13 protein-coding genes are annotated in these 14619 nt (G+C 49.1%); 7 read left to right on the top strand and 6 right to left on the bottom strand.

From position 1 onward, the window contains the following. Positions 1 to 7: 7 nt before the first annotated feature. The gene (locus AB2U10_RS02465) at positions 8 to 3115 is read right to left on the bottom strand and encodes a SusC/RagA family TonB-linked outer membrane protein (RefSeq protein WP_367915538.1); all 3108 of its coding nucleotides are present in this window, start codon (positions 3113 to 3115) and stop codon (positions 8 to 10) included. Positions 3116 to 3461: 346 nt separating this feature from the next. Between AB2U10_RS02465 and AB2U10_RS02470 the strand changes: the two genes are divergently transcribed. Together AB2U10_RS02470 and AB2U10_RS02475 are read left to right on the top strand one after the other, a co-directional pair. Then, positions 3462 to 4484: a LacI family DNA-binding transcriptional regulator gene (locus AB2U10_RS02470; RefSeq protein ID WP_367915537.1), complete on the top strand. Its 1023-nt coding sequence runs from the start codon at positions 3462 to 3464 to the stop codon at positions 4482 to 4484. Beyond that, positions 4481 to 6868, top strand: coding sequence for a glycoside hydrolase family 95 protein (locus AB2U10_RS02475; RefSeq protein ID WP_367915536.1), 2388 nt, complete (start codon positions 4481 to 4483; stop codon positions 6866 to 6868). The genes AB2U10_RS02470 and AB2U10_RS02475 overlap by 4 nt, the downstream gene beginning before the upstream one ends. A 45-nt stretch (positions 6869 to 6913) precedes the next feature. Here AB2U10_RS02475 and AB2U10_RS02480 read toward each other — a convergent pair whose 3' ends face one another. Further along, positions 6914 to 7930, bottom strand: a complete 1017-nt coding sequence (locus tag AB2U10_RS02480) for a zinc-binding alcohol dehydrogenase family protein (RefSeq protein ID WP_367915535.1) — start codon at positions 7928 to 7930, stop codon at positions 6914 to 6916. 57 nt (positions 7931 to 7987) lie between these two features. Then, positions 7988 to 9391, bottom strand: coding sequence for a chromosomal replication initiator protein DnaA (gene dnaA, locus AB2U10_RS02485; protein WP_367915534.1), 1404 nt, complete (start codon positions 9389 to 9391; stop codon positions 7988 to 7990). Positions 9392 to 9596: 205 nt separating this feature from the next. On the opposite strand from dnaA, the gene AB2U10_RS02490 reads away from it, so the two are divergent. From AB2U10_RS02490 to atpH, 5 genes are all read left to right on the top strand, one after another. Beyond that, positions 9597 to 9956, top strand: coding sequence for a hypothetical protein (locus AB2U10_RS02490; protein WP_367915533.1), 360 nt, complete (start codon positions 9597 to 9599; stop codon positions 9954 to 9956). Positions 9957 to 9997: 41 nt separating this feature from the next. Next, a complete protein-coding gene (gene atpB, locus AB2U10_RS02495; protein WP_367915532.1) occupies positions 9998 to 11005 on the top strand; it encodes a F0F1 ATP synthase subunit A in 1008 nt (335 codons plus the stop codon). 81 nt (positions 11006 to 11086) lie between these two features. Then, complete coding sequence (atpE, locus tag AB2U10_RS02500) at positions 11087 to 11353, top strand: ATP synthase F0 subunit C (RefSeq protein WP_013410280.1); 267 nt, start codon at positions 11087 to 11089, stop codon at positions 11351 to 11353. Between the two features lie 128 nt (positions 11354 to 11481). Further along, positions 11482 to 11946 (top strand): F0F1 ATP synthase subunit B, encoded by a 465-nt coding sequence (gene atpF / locus AB2U10_RS02505; protein WP_493820116.1) that lies wholly within the window; start codon positions 11482 to 11484, stop codon positions 11944 to 11946. Positions 11947 to 11952: 6 nt separating this feature from the next. Next, entirely contained in the window at positions 11953 to 12486 is a 534-nt protein-coding gene (gene atpH, locus AB2U10_RS02510; RefSeq protein ID WP_367915530.1) for an ATP synthase F1 subunit delta, read from the top strand. Between the two features lie 144 nt (positions 12487 to 12630). Here atpH and AB2U10_RS02515 read toward each other — a convergent pair whose 3' ends face one another. From AB2U10_RS02515 to AB2U10_RS02525, 3 genes are read right to left on the bottom strand one after another with little or no spacing between them, the layout of a single operon-like run. Continuing rightward, complete coding sequence (locus tag AB2U10_RS02515) at positions 12631 to 13206, bottom strand: hypothetical protein (RefSeq protein ID WP_367915529.1); 576 nt, start codon at positions 13204 to 13206, stop codon at positions 12631 to 12633. Continuing rightward, positions 13193 to 13678 (bottom strand): RNA polymerase sigma factor, encoded by a 486-nt coding sequence (locus tag AB2U10_RS02520; protein WP_367915528.1) that lies wholly within the window; start codon positions 13676 to 13678, stop codon positions 13193 to 13195. The genes AB2U10_RS02515 and AB2U10_RS02520 overlap by 14 nt, the downstream gene beginning before the upstream one ends. Further along, on the bottom strand, positions 13666 to 14613 hold the full coding sequence (locus AB2U10_RS02525) for an alpha/beta hydrolase (protein WP_367915527.1): 948 nt from the start codon (positions 14611 to 14613) through the stop codon (positions 13666 to 13668). Before AB2U10_RS02525 ends, AB2U10_RS02520 begins: the two co-directional genes overlap by 13 nt. Positions 14614 to 14619: the final 6 nt, after the last annotated feature.

The raw sequence follows: 14619 nt of genomic DNA on the forward strand, positions 1-14619 counted from the left end.
TCAATTTTTAAAATTTAATGTTCACGCCTCCCATCCAGGTCCGGGTCATGTGTGCCGAAGCATACGAGTTTCTCACAGCCGTTTCCGGGTCAAACCCTACGTAATCCGTGAAGGTAAACGGGTTCTGACCGGTTACATACAGCCTGGCGCTCTTCACCCTGATCTTATCCAGGAATTTCTGGTTCAGGCTGTATCCCAGGGTGATGTAACCTACTTTTACATAAGAAACATCGGGGTACTGAAGCGCTGCGGCATACGGACCGTTATTGCTGGGCTGGTACCAGTCGTTCGACGGGTTATCGGGTGTCCAGTAATTGGTCTTCAGGCTGTTAAACCTTCCCGGAGTAGCATCAAATCCGCCGGTATGCGAGATATGGAAGTAGCTGTTGCTACGGGCGCCCTGCGAGGTATAGACAAAAAATGAAAAGTCGAAATTCTTGTAATCCAGCGTATTGGTGATACCGCCGGTCCATTTCGGCATGGCATTGCCGATCACAGTCCGGTCATCGGCGTTGATCACGCCGTTTCCGTCAATGTCTTTCACTTTTACCTGGCCGGGCAGCTGGCCTACTTTTTTGGCGGCTTCCAGCTCATCCAGCTGCCAGATGCCGTCAAATTCCCAGGTATAGATCGAGCCGATCGGGTAACCCACCTTATGGATGTACGATCCGCCCTGCACACCGAACAGGATCTCGTCTACCCCGCCGTAAAGCTGAGTGATCTTGTTCCGGTTGGTCGCAAAGTTCAGGGAGGTGGTCCAGCGGAAGTCGCCTTTATTGATATTCCTGGAAGTTACGGCAAATTCCACGCCTTTGTTGGTTGCTTCTCCTACGTTATCAAACACCCCGGAATAGCCTGTGGCTGTAGGAACCGGCCGGAAGAAGATGATATCCGAGTTGAGGCGGTTATAAATGTCCAGCGTACCGGTGATCCTGTTTTTGAGCAGGCCGAAATCCACCCCGAAGTTCCATTCCTTGGTTTTCTCCCAGGTCAGGTCCTGGTTGGCCAGTCCGCTTACAAAGGCGGTCTGGATCACCTGGTCGCCGATGTTGGTAAAGTTACTGCCAATAAGCGAAAGGGAGGCCAGTGGTGAAAGTCCGCCGCCGGTTCCGTTGTTACCGGTCTGGCCGTAGCTCAACCGGAACTTCAGGTCGCTGAATATGTCCTGGTTCTGCATGAAGTCTTCTTCCACCATTCTCCAGGCAATGGCTGCCGACGGGAAGAAGGCCCATTTATTATTGGCTGCCAGGATAGACGACCCGTCATACCGGCCGGTCAGCGTCAGGAGGTACCTGCCTTTGAGGCCGTAATTCAGGCGACCCGTATACGATTCCAGCGTTTGCTTGGAAAAGCTGCTGGTAGCCGACTGCAGCACCGAACCCGCCCCCATGTTATAAAACAGGTACTGGTCGGTAGAAAAGTTTCTTCTTTCTGCGTTGTAATTCTCATAACGGTCATAGAATTGCGAGTAAACGAATGTTGCATTCAGGTTGTTATCCGCATTAATTTTCCAGTCGTAGTTAATGATGTTATCCCAGGTATACGACATCCGGTTGCGGTTATTCACTACGGCGCGGGTGTTCTGCTGGTTACCGCTGGTAGCCTTGCTGTAGCGCCCCCTGTATTCGCCCAGGCGGGTAAATTCCACATTCGGAGAGAAATTGGAGCTGAGCTTCAGGTTTTTCAGCGGGGTAATCTCCAGTGAAAGATTGCCCAGGTAATTCAGTGCACGGGTCTGGTTCACCCAGTTATCGGCTTCAAAGAGCGGGTTGGTAATGAACGATTCTCCTTGCAGCGGGAAGAACAGCAGCTCGCCGTTCTCATCATAAGGGCTGCCCGTAGGCCGCAGGCGATAGGCGCTTCTCAGGCCTTCCTTACTTCCTTCATCACGGGTAGAAAGAGCGATGTAATTGGTGTAGCCCAGGGTTACATTCGGAAGGATCCGGCTGCTGATATTGGCCCGCATGGTGTATCGTTCAAAACCTTCGCCTTCAAAGGTACCTTCGTCTTTGGTATACGCCATTCCCAGGCCGAAAGTGGTGTTTTCATTTCCGCCGCTCAATCCTACGGTATGGTTGGTCTGGAACCCGGGCTGATTAACCAGGCTGATCCAGTCCGTATACTTATTGGCGCTGATGTTGGCCAGCTCATTAGGCCGCATATACTTGCTCAGATCCACGTCATCGCGGCCGAAGTTCATATTCCCGCCGGCCCATTGCAGACCCACTACGGCATCTTTAAAGTAATCTACGAATTCGGCTCCCTGGAGCATGTCGGGAAGGTGGTACGCCTGCTTGGTACCGAAATAATTGTCATATGAAACTGAAAGCCGGCCTTTTGCGCCTCCTTTGGTTTTGATAATGACCACGCCGTTGGTTCCCCGTGAACCGTAGATAGCCGTTGCTGAGGCATCTTTCAGAATATCCATCTGGTCGATATCCGACGGGTTCAGGAAAGAGATATCGTTTACAAAGATCCCGTCAACGATATAGAGGGGGTTCTGACCGGCACTGTAACCGGCATTTTCAATGGCTTCGCCTGAGTTAATGGTATTTGATCCCCTGATCCTCACGTTAAACGCACCGCCGGGCTTGTTGTCGGTCATCTGCAGGTTTACCCCTGCTACCTGTCCCTGCATGGCCTGGAAAACGTTGGTTTTGTTGGTCCGCTGAATGCTTTCCGCATTCATGCTGGAAACAGAGCCGGTCAGGTCGCTTTTTTTAGCCTGGCCATAACCAATAATGACCACTTCATCCAGGTTGGTTGCCAACTCGGTCAGCGACACATCCACCACTGCTCGGTCGCCGGCTGCCACTTCCTGCGTTTCGAACCCTACAAAAGTAAAAACCAGCGTGGGGTTCGTTCCCTGCACCCGGAGGGTGTATCTTCCGTTCACATCCGAAAAAGTAGAGTTGCCGGTACCTTTCTCGTTAATGGTTACTCCTGCCAGTGTTTCGTTTCCGGAAGAGACTTTTCCACTGATGGTTCTCTGCGCGAAAGAATGAATTGAAATGGTCAGGAATGCGACCAAAAGTACTGCAATCTTTACTTCTGCCCTAAGATACTGAGCCGTTTTTCCTTTACGAAAAAGCCGCACTGTTAAATTTTCTCTCATACATTTTTTTATTTTTAGGTTGTTTTTATTCTGTAAAGGCCGGTATACCTTTAAAATGCCCGGGTTCATCTATATTATTTTGTCGCGATGACACAATTCACCCTGAAATGCCGTATATTTAGAAAGTAAACCGCTTTCTCTTTTGTGAAAGCAAAGCAATCGGAAATAATCTTATGAAACGAGCAATTGCATTTTTAATTCTATGCAAAGGTTTGCATTAAGGGGGTAATTTGCTTTTTACAAATTTTTGTTTTAATAATGCAATTTTTTACGGTTTAAACGGTTTTGTGAGAAACAAGCCCGGTTTTAACAGGTGGCCAGGTAAAGGCGCCCAATCAAGGTTTTCATGGACAGACCCGCTACCATAATTGATATTGCCAGGGCGCTGAATATTTCGCCCTCAACGGTATCAAGAGCCCTTAATGACCATCCTTCCATCAGTGCCCAGACCAAAAAGGATGTGCATGAGCTGGCGGAGAAGCTGAATTATCAGCCCAACCTGACCGCCCGGAATCTTCTGAAGAAGCGGTCAGGCATTATTGGTGTGATCATTCCCGAAATCACCAGCTACTTTTTTTCCATGGTGATCACGGGTATCCAGGATATTGTTTCGTCAGCCGGCTACAAGCTGATCATTTCACAGACCAACGAATCGTTTGAAGAAGAGAAGAAGCTCACGCACGAAATGGCGCTGATGCGGGTAGAGGGACTCCTGGTTTCGCCCACCTTCAATACGGGCAGCTATGAGCATCTCGAAGAGGCACGTAAGTCAGGCATACCCGTAGTGCTGTTTGACCGCGATTGCCCCGGTTTTGCATCCAGCAAGGTATTTGTGGATGTATATGACGGTGCCTACCAGGCCGTTAAATACCTCATTGATTCGGGCTGCCGGAGAATTGCCCATATTGCGGGCCCTGTGAGCATACCTACGTTCCAGGAGCGCTTTAACGCTTACTGCAACGCGCTGGCAGACCAGGGAACCGAAGCCAATTCTTCACTGATTGTTTACAGCCAGGGCTTTTCGGCTGACGACGGCGTAAGTGCCATTCATACCCTGCTGGACCAGGCCTCCGGAATCGACGCCATTTTTTGTGTGAACGATGCCGTAGCGATCGGGGCTATGCATGTATTGCGCGAAAGAGGATACCGCATTCCGCAGGATATCTCGATCATCGGCTACGACGATGAACCTTACTCCTGCTATTTCAGCCCTGCACTGACCACTATCTGGCAGCCCGTTTACGATATGGGCCTGCTGTCGTCCAGGATTTTGCTCGACTCTATCAATAAAGATGTACCTTTCCGGCATGAAGTGCTGAAGCCGGAGCTGGTTATCCGTGAATCATCAAAAGAACAACCTTCATTATGAGATACATTTTACTTTTTTTATTGCTGTCTTTCACCGGGTTTTCCCAATCAGCCCGCCCGCTCAAATTGTGGTACGAGCGCCCTGCCGAACATTTTGAGGAAGCCCTGGTTCTGGGCAACGGGAAAACCGGGGCCACGGTTTTCGGCGGTACGGCTTCTGACAAAATCCTGCTGAACGACATCACCCTCTGGTCGGGAGAGCCGGTCAACCCGGATATGAACCCCGGAGCTCATGCGTACATCCCGCTGGTCAGGGAGGCCCTGAAGAAAGAGGATTACAAAGCGGCCGACTCGCTGATCAAAAACGTACAGGGAAAATTCTCGGAGTCGTTTTCTCCGCTCGGAAACCTGTTTATTGACTTTGCAGGAAACCCCGAGGTCAAAAAATACTACCGTGAGCTCAGCCTTGACCAGGCGGTCTCCACGGTCAGCTATCAAACCGGGAATAATACCGTTACCCGCGAGTATTTCCTGTCTAACCCCGACAAGGTGCTGGTGATCCGGATCCGGGCTGCGCAACCGGTCAGCTTTACGATCCGCCAGAACAGCCTTCTCCGCCACGCGGTAAAAGTTGAAAACGGCATATTGAACCTTTCGGGCCGTGCGCCCTTCCGGGCGTTTCCCAATTATTACAACCGGCACGATGTTAATGCCATTGAATACGATGATCACCGGGGAACCGCTTTTACGAGCCAGGTAAAAATCCTGCCTCAGAACGGGACTATTGCCTATACCGATTCTACCCTGGAGGTAAAACAAACCACCGAAACGCTGATTCTGGTAGCCATTGCTACCAGCTTTAACGGCTTTGATAAAGACCCGGCCTTAAACGGGTTAAACGAGCAGGCAATAGCCGCCGGATATCTCAATCAGGCTTCGCGCAAGACCTTTGATGCGCTTAAGGCCGCACACCTGGAAGATTACCAGGCTTATTTCAAACGGGTAAAGTTAGACCTGCACCCCGCTGACGGTGCTGATATACCTACCGACGAACGCCTGAAAAAATATATGGCCGGGGCAGATGACCGTTACCTGGAGACGCTGTATTTCCAGTTCGGCCGCTACCTGCTTATCTCTTCTTCGCGTACGCCGGGAGTGCCGGCCAACCTGCAGGGGCTGTGGAACCCGCACATGCGCCCGCCCTGGAGCAGCAATTACACCACCAACATCAACCTGGAAGAGAACTACTGGCTGGCTGAAAATACCAACCTCGCTGAAATGCACCGGTCGCTGCTGACGTTTACCGCCAACCTGGCCAAAACCGGGACCTATACCGCCCGGAATTTTTACGGGGCACGGGGCTGGTCGCTGGGGCATAACTCGGATATCTGGGCCATGACCAACCCGGTGGGTGACTTCGGGCATGGCGATCCGGTATGGGCCAACTGGGCCATGGGCGGCACCTGGATAGCCACCCACCTCTGGGAGCATTATATTTTCAGTAAAGATGCTACCTGGCTGAAAACCTATGCATATCCCCTGATGAAAGGGGCTGCCGAATTCTGTCTTGACATGCTGGTAGAAGGGCCTGACGGGTACCTGGTCACCTCGCCTTCCACTTCACCCGAGAATATTTATATCACATCAAAAGGGTATCGCGGGGCCACCCTTTACGGGGCTACTGCCGACCTGGCCATGATCAGGGAGCTCTTCTCTCATGTGATCCGGGCGACTGAAATCCTGGAAAGCGACCGGGCTTTTGCCGGTGAGCTGAAAACCGTGCTGGCCCGGCTGCACCCCTACAAGGTAGGGAGAAAAGGCAACCTGCAGGAATGGTATTACGATTGGGAGGACCAGGAGCCCCGACACCGCCATCAGACCCATCTTTTCGGCTTATACCCGGGAAACCACATCACCGTAAAAGGTACTCCCGAACTGGCTCAGGCGGCCCGCACCACATTGGAAATTAAAGGAGATGAGACTACCGGCTGGTCAAAAGGCTGGCGGATCAACCTGTGGGCGAGGCTGCTCGACGGCAACCGGGCCTATAAAATGTACCGCGAGCTCCTGAAATATGTAGAGCCCGACGCCATCCGGCCGAAAGACCGGAACTACGGCGGCACCTACCCTAACCTGATGGATGCGCATCCGCCCTTCCAGATCGACGGCAATTTCGGCGGGGCGGCAGCTGTAGCAGAAATGCTGCTGCAGTCTTCCCCGGAAGAGATCAGCCTGCTGCCTGCGCTACCTGACGCCTGGTCTTCCGGTTCGGTGAGCGGTCTCCGGGCAAGGGGCGGCTTTGAGCTGGATCTGGCCTGGAAAAACGGAGAATTGGAAAAAGTAACCGTTTACGGTAAGCCCGGTGGCAAAACCCGGCTGATCTATAAGGATAAAGCCCGGGATGTAGATCTTAAAACAGGAGAAAAACGCATCATCACATTTTAAATAGAGAGAAGGTGCCTGAAATGGCTCCGGCGCCGGAAGGCACCTTCAAAACTTTACCAGAATCCGGAAAACCTTACCCGGATCCTTCACCCAGTCTTCCATCCGGCCTAAAGCTTCATCCGCAGTACATACTGCGCTGATGAGTTCATTCACGGGAAAATCTCCCCGTTTCATATATTCTATCACTGCCCGGAAATCACCGGGTGTGGCATTGCGTGAACCCCGTATATCCATTTCCTTCTGCACAAAATATTTTGTTTCAAAGGCAATTTCTGATTTCGCATAACCTATACAAACAACTCTCCCTGTAAAGGCTACCTCATTCACCGCCATCTGGTAGGTAGCCGGAGCTCCTACCGCTTCTATTACCACATCAGGGCCAAAACCGGATGTGATCTCTGACAGACGGGTATGAAAGTCTTCCGTAAGTGAATTCAGGGTGTAATGCGCTCCCATCCTTCGCACCAACTCAAGCTTATGTTCATCAATATCTACCGCAATCACCCGGCTCCCCCTCAACACGGAACGAACTATAGCCCCTATCCCTACCATCCCGCAGCCGATCACCATGACATAGTCCGAGTCTGTCACCTCTGCCCTGTCTACCGCATGAAATCCCACACTCATGGGTTCCACCAATGCAAAGTTCATGGGTGTCAGTGCCGGATCAGTCAGTACCTTCTGCCACGGAACAGCTTTATATTCACACATAGCTCCGTCACGCTGTACCCCTAAAGTCTGGTTATTCCGGCAGGCATTACTCCGGCGGTTCCGGCAGGCGGAACAATTTCCGCAGCTGGTATAAGGATTGACCGTACACGGCATTCCTTCGCGGAAATGAACAGGTACATCTTCACCTGAAGCAAAAACGGTTGCTCCTATTTCATGCCCGGGAATGACCGGGTAGCTTACCATGGGATTCCGGCCCAGAAAGGTGCTTAAGTCTGATCCGCAGAACCCTGCATAATGAATTTTCAGAAGCACTTCACCTCTTCCGGGCTCAGGCACGGGAATATCCCTGACCTGCATTTCGCCTTTCCCCGGAATCAAAATTGCCTTCATAAGCTGTTATTGTATACGCTTTTCATAAAAAAAATCCTGACTATCAGAATATACAGGCTATTTCTTCAGCTTCTCCTTGATGTCTTTAATGTGCAACAGCAGCTCCCTGTCCTGGTTTTGCAGGTCGTTGATGGTCTGGATGGCGTGGATCACCGTGCTGTGGTCCCGGCCTCCGAAGTGGTAGCCGATGGTCTTCAGCGAGAGCTCGGTAAATTCTTTGGTGAGATACATGGCGATCTGGCGCGGAAGCACAACCTCGCGCAGGCGGGTTTTTCCTTTAATATCAGAAACTTTAATGTTGAAATGGGCGGTGACCACATCAATGATCTTATCAATGGAGATGGCTTTCTGGCTTTCTTCCACCAGGCTTTTGATGCGGTATTTAGCCAGCTCAATATCTATTTTACGCTGAAGCAGTGCAGAATCCACGATCAGTGAGTTGACCACGCCTTCCAGCTCTCTTACGTTAGAGTCTACACAGTTGGCCAGGTATTCTACCACTTCCATGTCCATTTCCGCTTTTTCAGTGGCCAGCTTGTTCTGGACAATGGCCATACGGGTTTCCAGGTCAGGGGTCTGGATATCGGTGGTCAGCCCCCATTTGAAGCGCGACAGCAGCCGGTCTTCCATGCCTGACAGCTCACGCGGCGGGCGGTCAGAGGTCATCACGATCTGCTTGCCCGACTGGTGCAGGTGGTTAAAGATATGGAAGAACGTTTCCTGTGTTTTTTCTTTCCCGGCCAGGAACTGGATATCGTCAATGATCAGCACATCGACCATCATGTAGAAATTCATAAAGTCCTGCAGGCTGTTATCGCGGATGGCATTGATAAACTGGCTGGTAAATTTCTCGGATGACACATACAGCACCAGCTTGTTGTTCCCGTTCTGACCTTCAATGTAGTTCCCAATGGCCTGTACCAGGTGGGTCTTTCCCAGGCCTACCTCGCCGTAAATCATCAGCGGGTTAAAGGCGGTTACGCTGGGTTTCTGGGCTACAGCCACACTGGCGGCGCGGGCCAGGCGGTTACAGGAGCCTTCCACGAAGTTCTCAAACCGGTAGTTTTTATTCAGCTGGGAGTCAAAAATAACTTCTTTGGATACTTTTATTTCAAAGGGGTTCCGCGGGATATTCCGGGCTTCTTCCGGGGCGGCCCCGGGTTTTTGCCGGGCCTGCTGCGCTTTTTGTCCGCCGCTGTCAATGATAATGGTATATTCCAGCTGCCCGTCTTTGCCGATAGCATAATCGAGGGCTTTCCGGAGTATTTTAACGTAATTATTCTCCAGCCATTCGTAAAAAAACTGGCTGGGTACCTGAATAATTAACCGCTTATTGATAAGTTTGTAAGGAATAATTGGCTCAAACCACGTCTTAAAACTTTGCTCGGTCACGTTCTCACGGATCACCATGAGACAGTCTTTCCATACCTGAGCTACGTCATTTCTAACTGCAGTTTCCAATAGTGAAAATGTTATTTGGTTGTATAAAATCCATTTTGGGGTTACAAATCTAATTAAAGAAATGAAACCGGGCGCGATAAATCCGAAAAAGAAAATTTGAGCACTCAATTTATAAAAAAAACCTGATCTGTCAAATTAAAATACGCCGGCTTCGGTTTTATCTTTATAACGAATTTCTTAGTACACTGAATCAAAATTTGCCTGAGTGAGATCATTAACCTCCTTTATTCCGCCCCTGCTCCTGTTTGTTGTACTTTTTTTAGTTAAGCAATCATCCTGCCAATACCTGCTTCACCCGCAGATCTGGTATATATTTCTTTTCTTCACCACCGTTCATTTGCTGGTGGTACGGATGGCTGATATGGGTTTTGACCGGGATAATTTTATCAATTTCTATCTTGCATCTACGGTGATCCGTATGGTTTTTATCCTGATTTTTACCGGAATTTTCCTGTGGCTATTCCCGGAAAACCGCAAGCTTTTTCTTTTAACCACAGTTGTATTTTATTTATTTTTTACAATCTTTGAAATTTCAGTTTTGCTTCGTAAATTGCGGCGTTTTTGAGATAGCCTGCTGGCAATACTTTGATTATTAAACACTTCAATATGTTTAGGTACTTTTCCTGTTTGTTGTTTTCTGTACTGTTTTTTACCAGCTCCGTTTCCCGCGCATCGTCTTCAGCAGAGGGTCATGAAGAGGAGGAAAGCTTTGATATTGCCGGCATGATCATGCACCACATCGGTGATGAGCACGGTTATGAAATCACACACGGTGTGAAAGTTCCGCTTCCTGTTATTCTTTATTCCAAAGAAGACGGTCTGCAGGTATTTTCTTCCAGCAGGATAGACGATGGAAAGGTCTATAACGGTTACAAAAGCGAACACGGGCATATTGTAAAATTAAATGAAGACGGCACCGTTAACGAGAGCGTGCATCCGTTTGATCTTTCGATCACCAAGAACGTGGCCGCTATGATGCTCAGCGCGGTTCTTCTCATCCTGATTTTTACAACCGTGGCCAAAGGCTATTCCGCCAACAGGGGTAAAGCCCCGAAAGGCCTGCAGTCGCTCCTGGAGCCTATCATTCTCTTTCTCCGCGATGACGTGGTCAAGCCGGCCATCGGCCACAATTACGGGAAGTATTTCCCTTACCTGCTGACCTTGTTTTTCTTTATCCTGATCAATAATATCCTGGGACTTTTCCCGGCAGGGCCTAACCTCACCGGTAATATTGCGGTGACCATGGTGCTGGCCGTTATTACGTTCCTGATTGTTAATATTTCTGCCAATAAATATTACTGGAAGCACGTATTCCTGCCCGATACCCCGGTATGGATGTACATCATTATGATCCCGGTAGAGCTGGTGGGCGTAATCATGAAGCCGTTGTCGCTGATGATTCGTCTTTTTGCCAACATTACGGCAGGTCACATCATTATGCTGAGCTTATACGGCCTGATATTTATATTTAAGAGTTACCTGATCGGTGGAGCTGTAGGCGGCTTCGCCCTGTTCATGAGCCTTATTGAGCTGCTGGTTGCTTTTGTACAGGCCCTGATCTTTATGCTGCTGAGCTCCATGTATATCGGGGCGGCTATTGAAGATCATCATTAAAAATATTCCTCTTTAAACCCTATAAAGAGGCTGATTAAAAACCATTCTTTCGGAGGGGGAAAGAAAAAATAAAATAAAATTATGTCTTTATTAAGCATTATTTTACAAGCAGTAGCTGAGTCTGGTTCAGGACTTATCGCATTAGGTGCCGGTTTAGGTGCCGGTCTGGCAGCAATCGGTGCCGGTCTGGGTATCGGTAAAATCGGTGGAAGCGCGATGGAAGGTGTGGCTCGTCAGCCGGAAGCTTCCGGAAAGATTCAGACCATGATGATCATCATCGCTGCCCTGATCGAGGCCGTGGCTCTTTTCGCTGCTGTAATCTGTCTTCTGATCTCTTTCAACATCTAAGAGGTCGCATTCCCAACATTATTCGCATTAGGCGTTAATGTTGGGAATCTTTAAATTTAAACCAATAAAACATTACCTTAAAAATGGTACTTTTAAATAGTTCTCTGTTATCTCCAAGCCCGGGTCTCGTGATCTGGCAGATTATCGTTTTCGGACTTCTGGTTTTTATCCTGCGGAAATTCGCCTGGAAACCCATCGTTGACGGCCTGAAAGAAAGAGAAGGTGAAATTGAAGGCGCCCTCCGCATGGCTGAAGAAACACGGGCCGAAATGGCTAAGCTGAAATCGGATAACGACCGCCTGATCGCCGAAGCCAGAAGAGAAAGAGACGAGATCATCAAAGAGGCGAAAGATGCTTCAAGCCGCCTGATCTCACAAGCAAAAGAAGATGCCCAGACCCAGGGTGCAAAAATCCTGGAAGATGCAAGAGCTTCCATTGCTCACGAGCGGGAGGTGATGCTGGCACAGGTGAAAAAAGACGTTGCCGGTCTTTCACTGGAAATTGCTGAAAAAGTACTTCGCAAAGAGCTATCCGATAAGGCTGCACAGCAATCTTATGTAAGCACATTGATCGCTGACGCAAAACTCAACTAATATATTATGAATCTTTCTCTTATTGGAAACCGGTATGCCAAAGCCCTGATTGACCTTGCCAACGAGCAGGGGAAGCTGGAAGAGGTATATAATGATATGAAATTCTTCGAACTGGTGTGCTCGGAGAACGATGAATTCCGCAAAATCATGGCTAACCCTATCGTCAGGCATGAAAAGAAATTCGGAATTCTGAAAAAAATTTTCGAAAATCGTGTGACTAACGTGACTTTCTCAATTTTTAGCGTCTTAACTAAAAAGAATCGCGAACAACTTCTATACCCGATTGCCCAGGAGTTTCACAAGCTGTACGATGAGCAAAAAGGTATTCAGAAAGTTCAGGTTTCAACACCGGTAGCTTTAACCGAGGATCAGAAGGCTCAATTCAGCCGGATCGTATCGGAGTCAATGAATAAAACAGTGGAGCTCACTGAAAAGATTGACGAAAGCCTGATCGGAGGGTATGTTTTAAAGGTGGGTGATACCCAAATCGACACGTCTGTAAAACATCAGCTCAATGAGTTGAAAGCTGCGATGGCTTAAAAGTTGTATTAGTTTTCATGGCTATAAAGTTGAGAAAGGCCTTCGACATTTTCGAAGGTTTTTTCTTTTTATGGGCTTTATAAATTAAAAGAGCGGCCTGAAAAGTATACTTTTCAGGCCGCTCCCGGTTCAATTCATTATTTCTTACCCCAACTGCCCCTGCACCTTTTGAAAATGCTCAATAATGGTATTGATCTTTTCCTGCTCTTTCCTGATCTGCCTGGGCCGTATAACCCACCAGTTGAGCCCGATCCAGAGAAAGGTAACCAGGTAAACCACGATACCCCATTTCAGCTCCATACGGCTTACATATTCAATCATGTAAAGGGCTATTCCGGCTGAGAGCAGGATGAAATAGAGGTTCATCATGTGGCGCTGCAGAAATGCCTCCTTCTGTTTCACCGCTACCAGGTTTTCCATAAAGCGGCGGCTGTCAGAATGATCATCCAGTGAGCGGTACAACGGGATCATCCGGTTATACACCATCAGAAACAGCACCATGGCCAGGATGGCCAGCAATATGCCCGCCCAGGTTGTCAAACGCTCCGGTTGGGTCCAGAAGCCGATAGAGGCAATAAATGCCGAGGTCAGGATGAGACAGATATTGGTAAAAATCAGTCTCCGTAATCGTTTGGCTTTGTAGCTTTTTATTTTATCGTACAAAGCCTTCAGGTCAGGCCCGGGCACCGCCTGGGCCTTCCAGATATTATTGAAATCCATGTTCTTTAAATCTTTGGGTTAAACGTTCTTTGATCCGGTGAATCCGCACCCGTACATTGCCTTCAGAAAGCCCCAGTATATGTGCAATCTCACCTTGTTTTACTTCTTCCAGTTCCAGCGATATAATGATCCGGTCTGTTTCCGGTAATTCGGCGATGAACCGGTAGAGCAGCTCCACCTCTGCCGCCCGGTCAGGAACGGCCTCTTCAGGCAACTGCAGCGGTAGCTCAGCTTTTTGTCTTTTTTTATTTTTTTCCAGCTGGCGCAGGCAACGGTTAGAAGCTATCCTGAAAATCCAGGTACCTACATGGGCTTCTTCCCTGAATTGCGGCAGGTTCTCCCATACCAGGATAAAGGTTTCCTGGGCCAGGTCGCGCGCCAGCGCATCGTCATTCACATACCCCATGCACAAGCGGTAAACTTTGTGCCAATAGGTTGTATACAGCCTGTCAAAGTCTTTTATTTCAGCCATGCAACCAGTTTGTTGATGAATTCTTCCTGCCGGTCTATGTAAACACTGTGGGAGCAATTGTCGAGGTATGCAAAATGCGACGGCTCCTTAACCAGGCTGCGGATCAGGGCAATATGGGCATCGTCAAACAAGCCATCCTGCCGGCCGTATATCCCGTAAAGCCGTATCCCGTCCCGGTTCCTGAGATCATCTGCCAGGTCAATGGTTGTATACTTCTCGTGGTTAATAAAGCCCATGACCGATGCATACATATTCTTATAATTGGTTTTGGCCTGGTTATCCATATAGGCTTTCGTAAGCGGGTGCTGCATAAATCCTTCCATGAGCTTTACGGCATCCTGACTTGCATTCTCCGCCTTATAGATACCGTTCTGCATGGCCAGCATAAATGAGCCCGAGCTGTAATAAACAGAAGCCGTGTCCTGCTTTCGTACAAAATCAACCTGGGTCAGTGTAGCCGAATCGCCTTTCGCCTCCGCTTTTTTCTGCACCGTTCGCAAAATGGTTTTAAAGCATTGCTGCAATGAAACCGGGGCACCGGCCAGTACCAGGTGAGAAACTTTTTCCGGGTACCGGGCAGCAAAACGGGTGCCGACCACTCCACCGAAGCTGTGTCCCAGTATCACTGCCGAGCGCAGTCCGTAAACCCGGTAAATCTCCTGCAGGTCATCAAAGGTCTGCTCAAAAGTAAATCCGGCCTTATCGTCATCCGACCGCCCTTCACCACGACGGTCATACAGAATCACAAAGAATCCCCGGTCTGCCAGCTTTTCTGCCGTGGTCAGCTCAAAATCAATGGCGCTTCCACCAGGCCCCCCGTGTAAAAATATAAGGGGGGTATTGCCCGGCTGACCAAACGTTTTCCGGTAAACCTCCTGCGCCCGGCCAATACCTGCGCAAAAAACAAAAATAATCAGAATTAACAGCTTTCTCATGTTTGT

This window comes from Leadbetterella sp. DM7 (genome assembly GCF_040829825.2).
Classification (GTDB): Bacteria; Bacteroidota; Bacteroidia; order Cytophagales; family Spirosomataceae; genus Leadbetterella.

Excerpts from the sequence above, each read along its gene's own strand:
- AB2U10_RS02480 (WP_367915535.1), bottom strand. The coding sequence starts at position 7,930 with ATGAAGGCAATTTTGATTCCGGGGAAAGGCGAAATGCAGGTCAGGGAT.
- AB2U10_RS02520 (WP_367915528.1), bottom strand. The coding sequence starts at position 13,678 with ATGGCTGAAATAAAAGACTTTGACAGGCTGTATACAACCTATTGGCAC.
- AB2U10_RS02465 (WP_367915538.1), bottom strand. The coding sequence starts at position 3,115 with ATGAGAGAAAATTTAACAGTGCGGCTTTTTCGTAAAGGAAAAACGGCT.
- atpB (WP_367915532.1), top strand. The coding sequence starts at position 9,998 with ATGTTTAGGTACTTTTCCTGTTTGTTGTTTTCTGTACTGTTTTTTACC.
- AB2U10_RS02515 (WP_367915529.1), bottom strand. The coding sequence starts at position 13,206 with ATGGATTTCAATAATATCTGGAAGGCCCAGGCGGTGCCCGGGCCTGAC.
- atpE (WP_013410280.1), top strand. The coding sequence starts at position 11,087 with ATGTCTTTATTAAGCATTATTTTACAAGCAGTAGCTGAGTCTGGTTCA.
- AB2U10_RS02525 (WP_367915527.1), bottom strand. The coding sequence starts at position 14,613 with ATGAGAAAGCTGTTAATTCTGATTATTTTTGTTTTTTGCGCAGGTATT.
- AB2U10_RS02470 (WP_367915537.1), top strand. The coding sequence starts at position 3,462 with ATGGACAGACCCGCTACCATAATTGATATTGCCAGGGCGCTGAATATT.
- atpH (WP_367915530.1), top strand. The coding sequence starts at position 11,953 with ATGAATCTTTCTCTTATTGGAAACCGGTATGCCAAAGCCCTGATTGAC.
- AB2U10_RS02475 (WP_367915536.1), top strand. The coding sequence starts at position 4,481 with ATGAGATACATTTTACTTTTTTTATTGCTGTCTTTCACCGGGTTTTCC.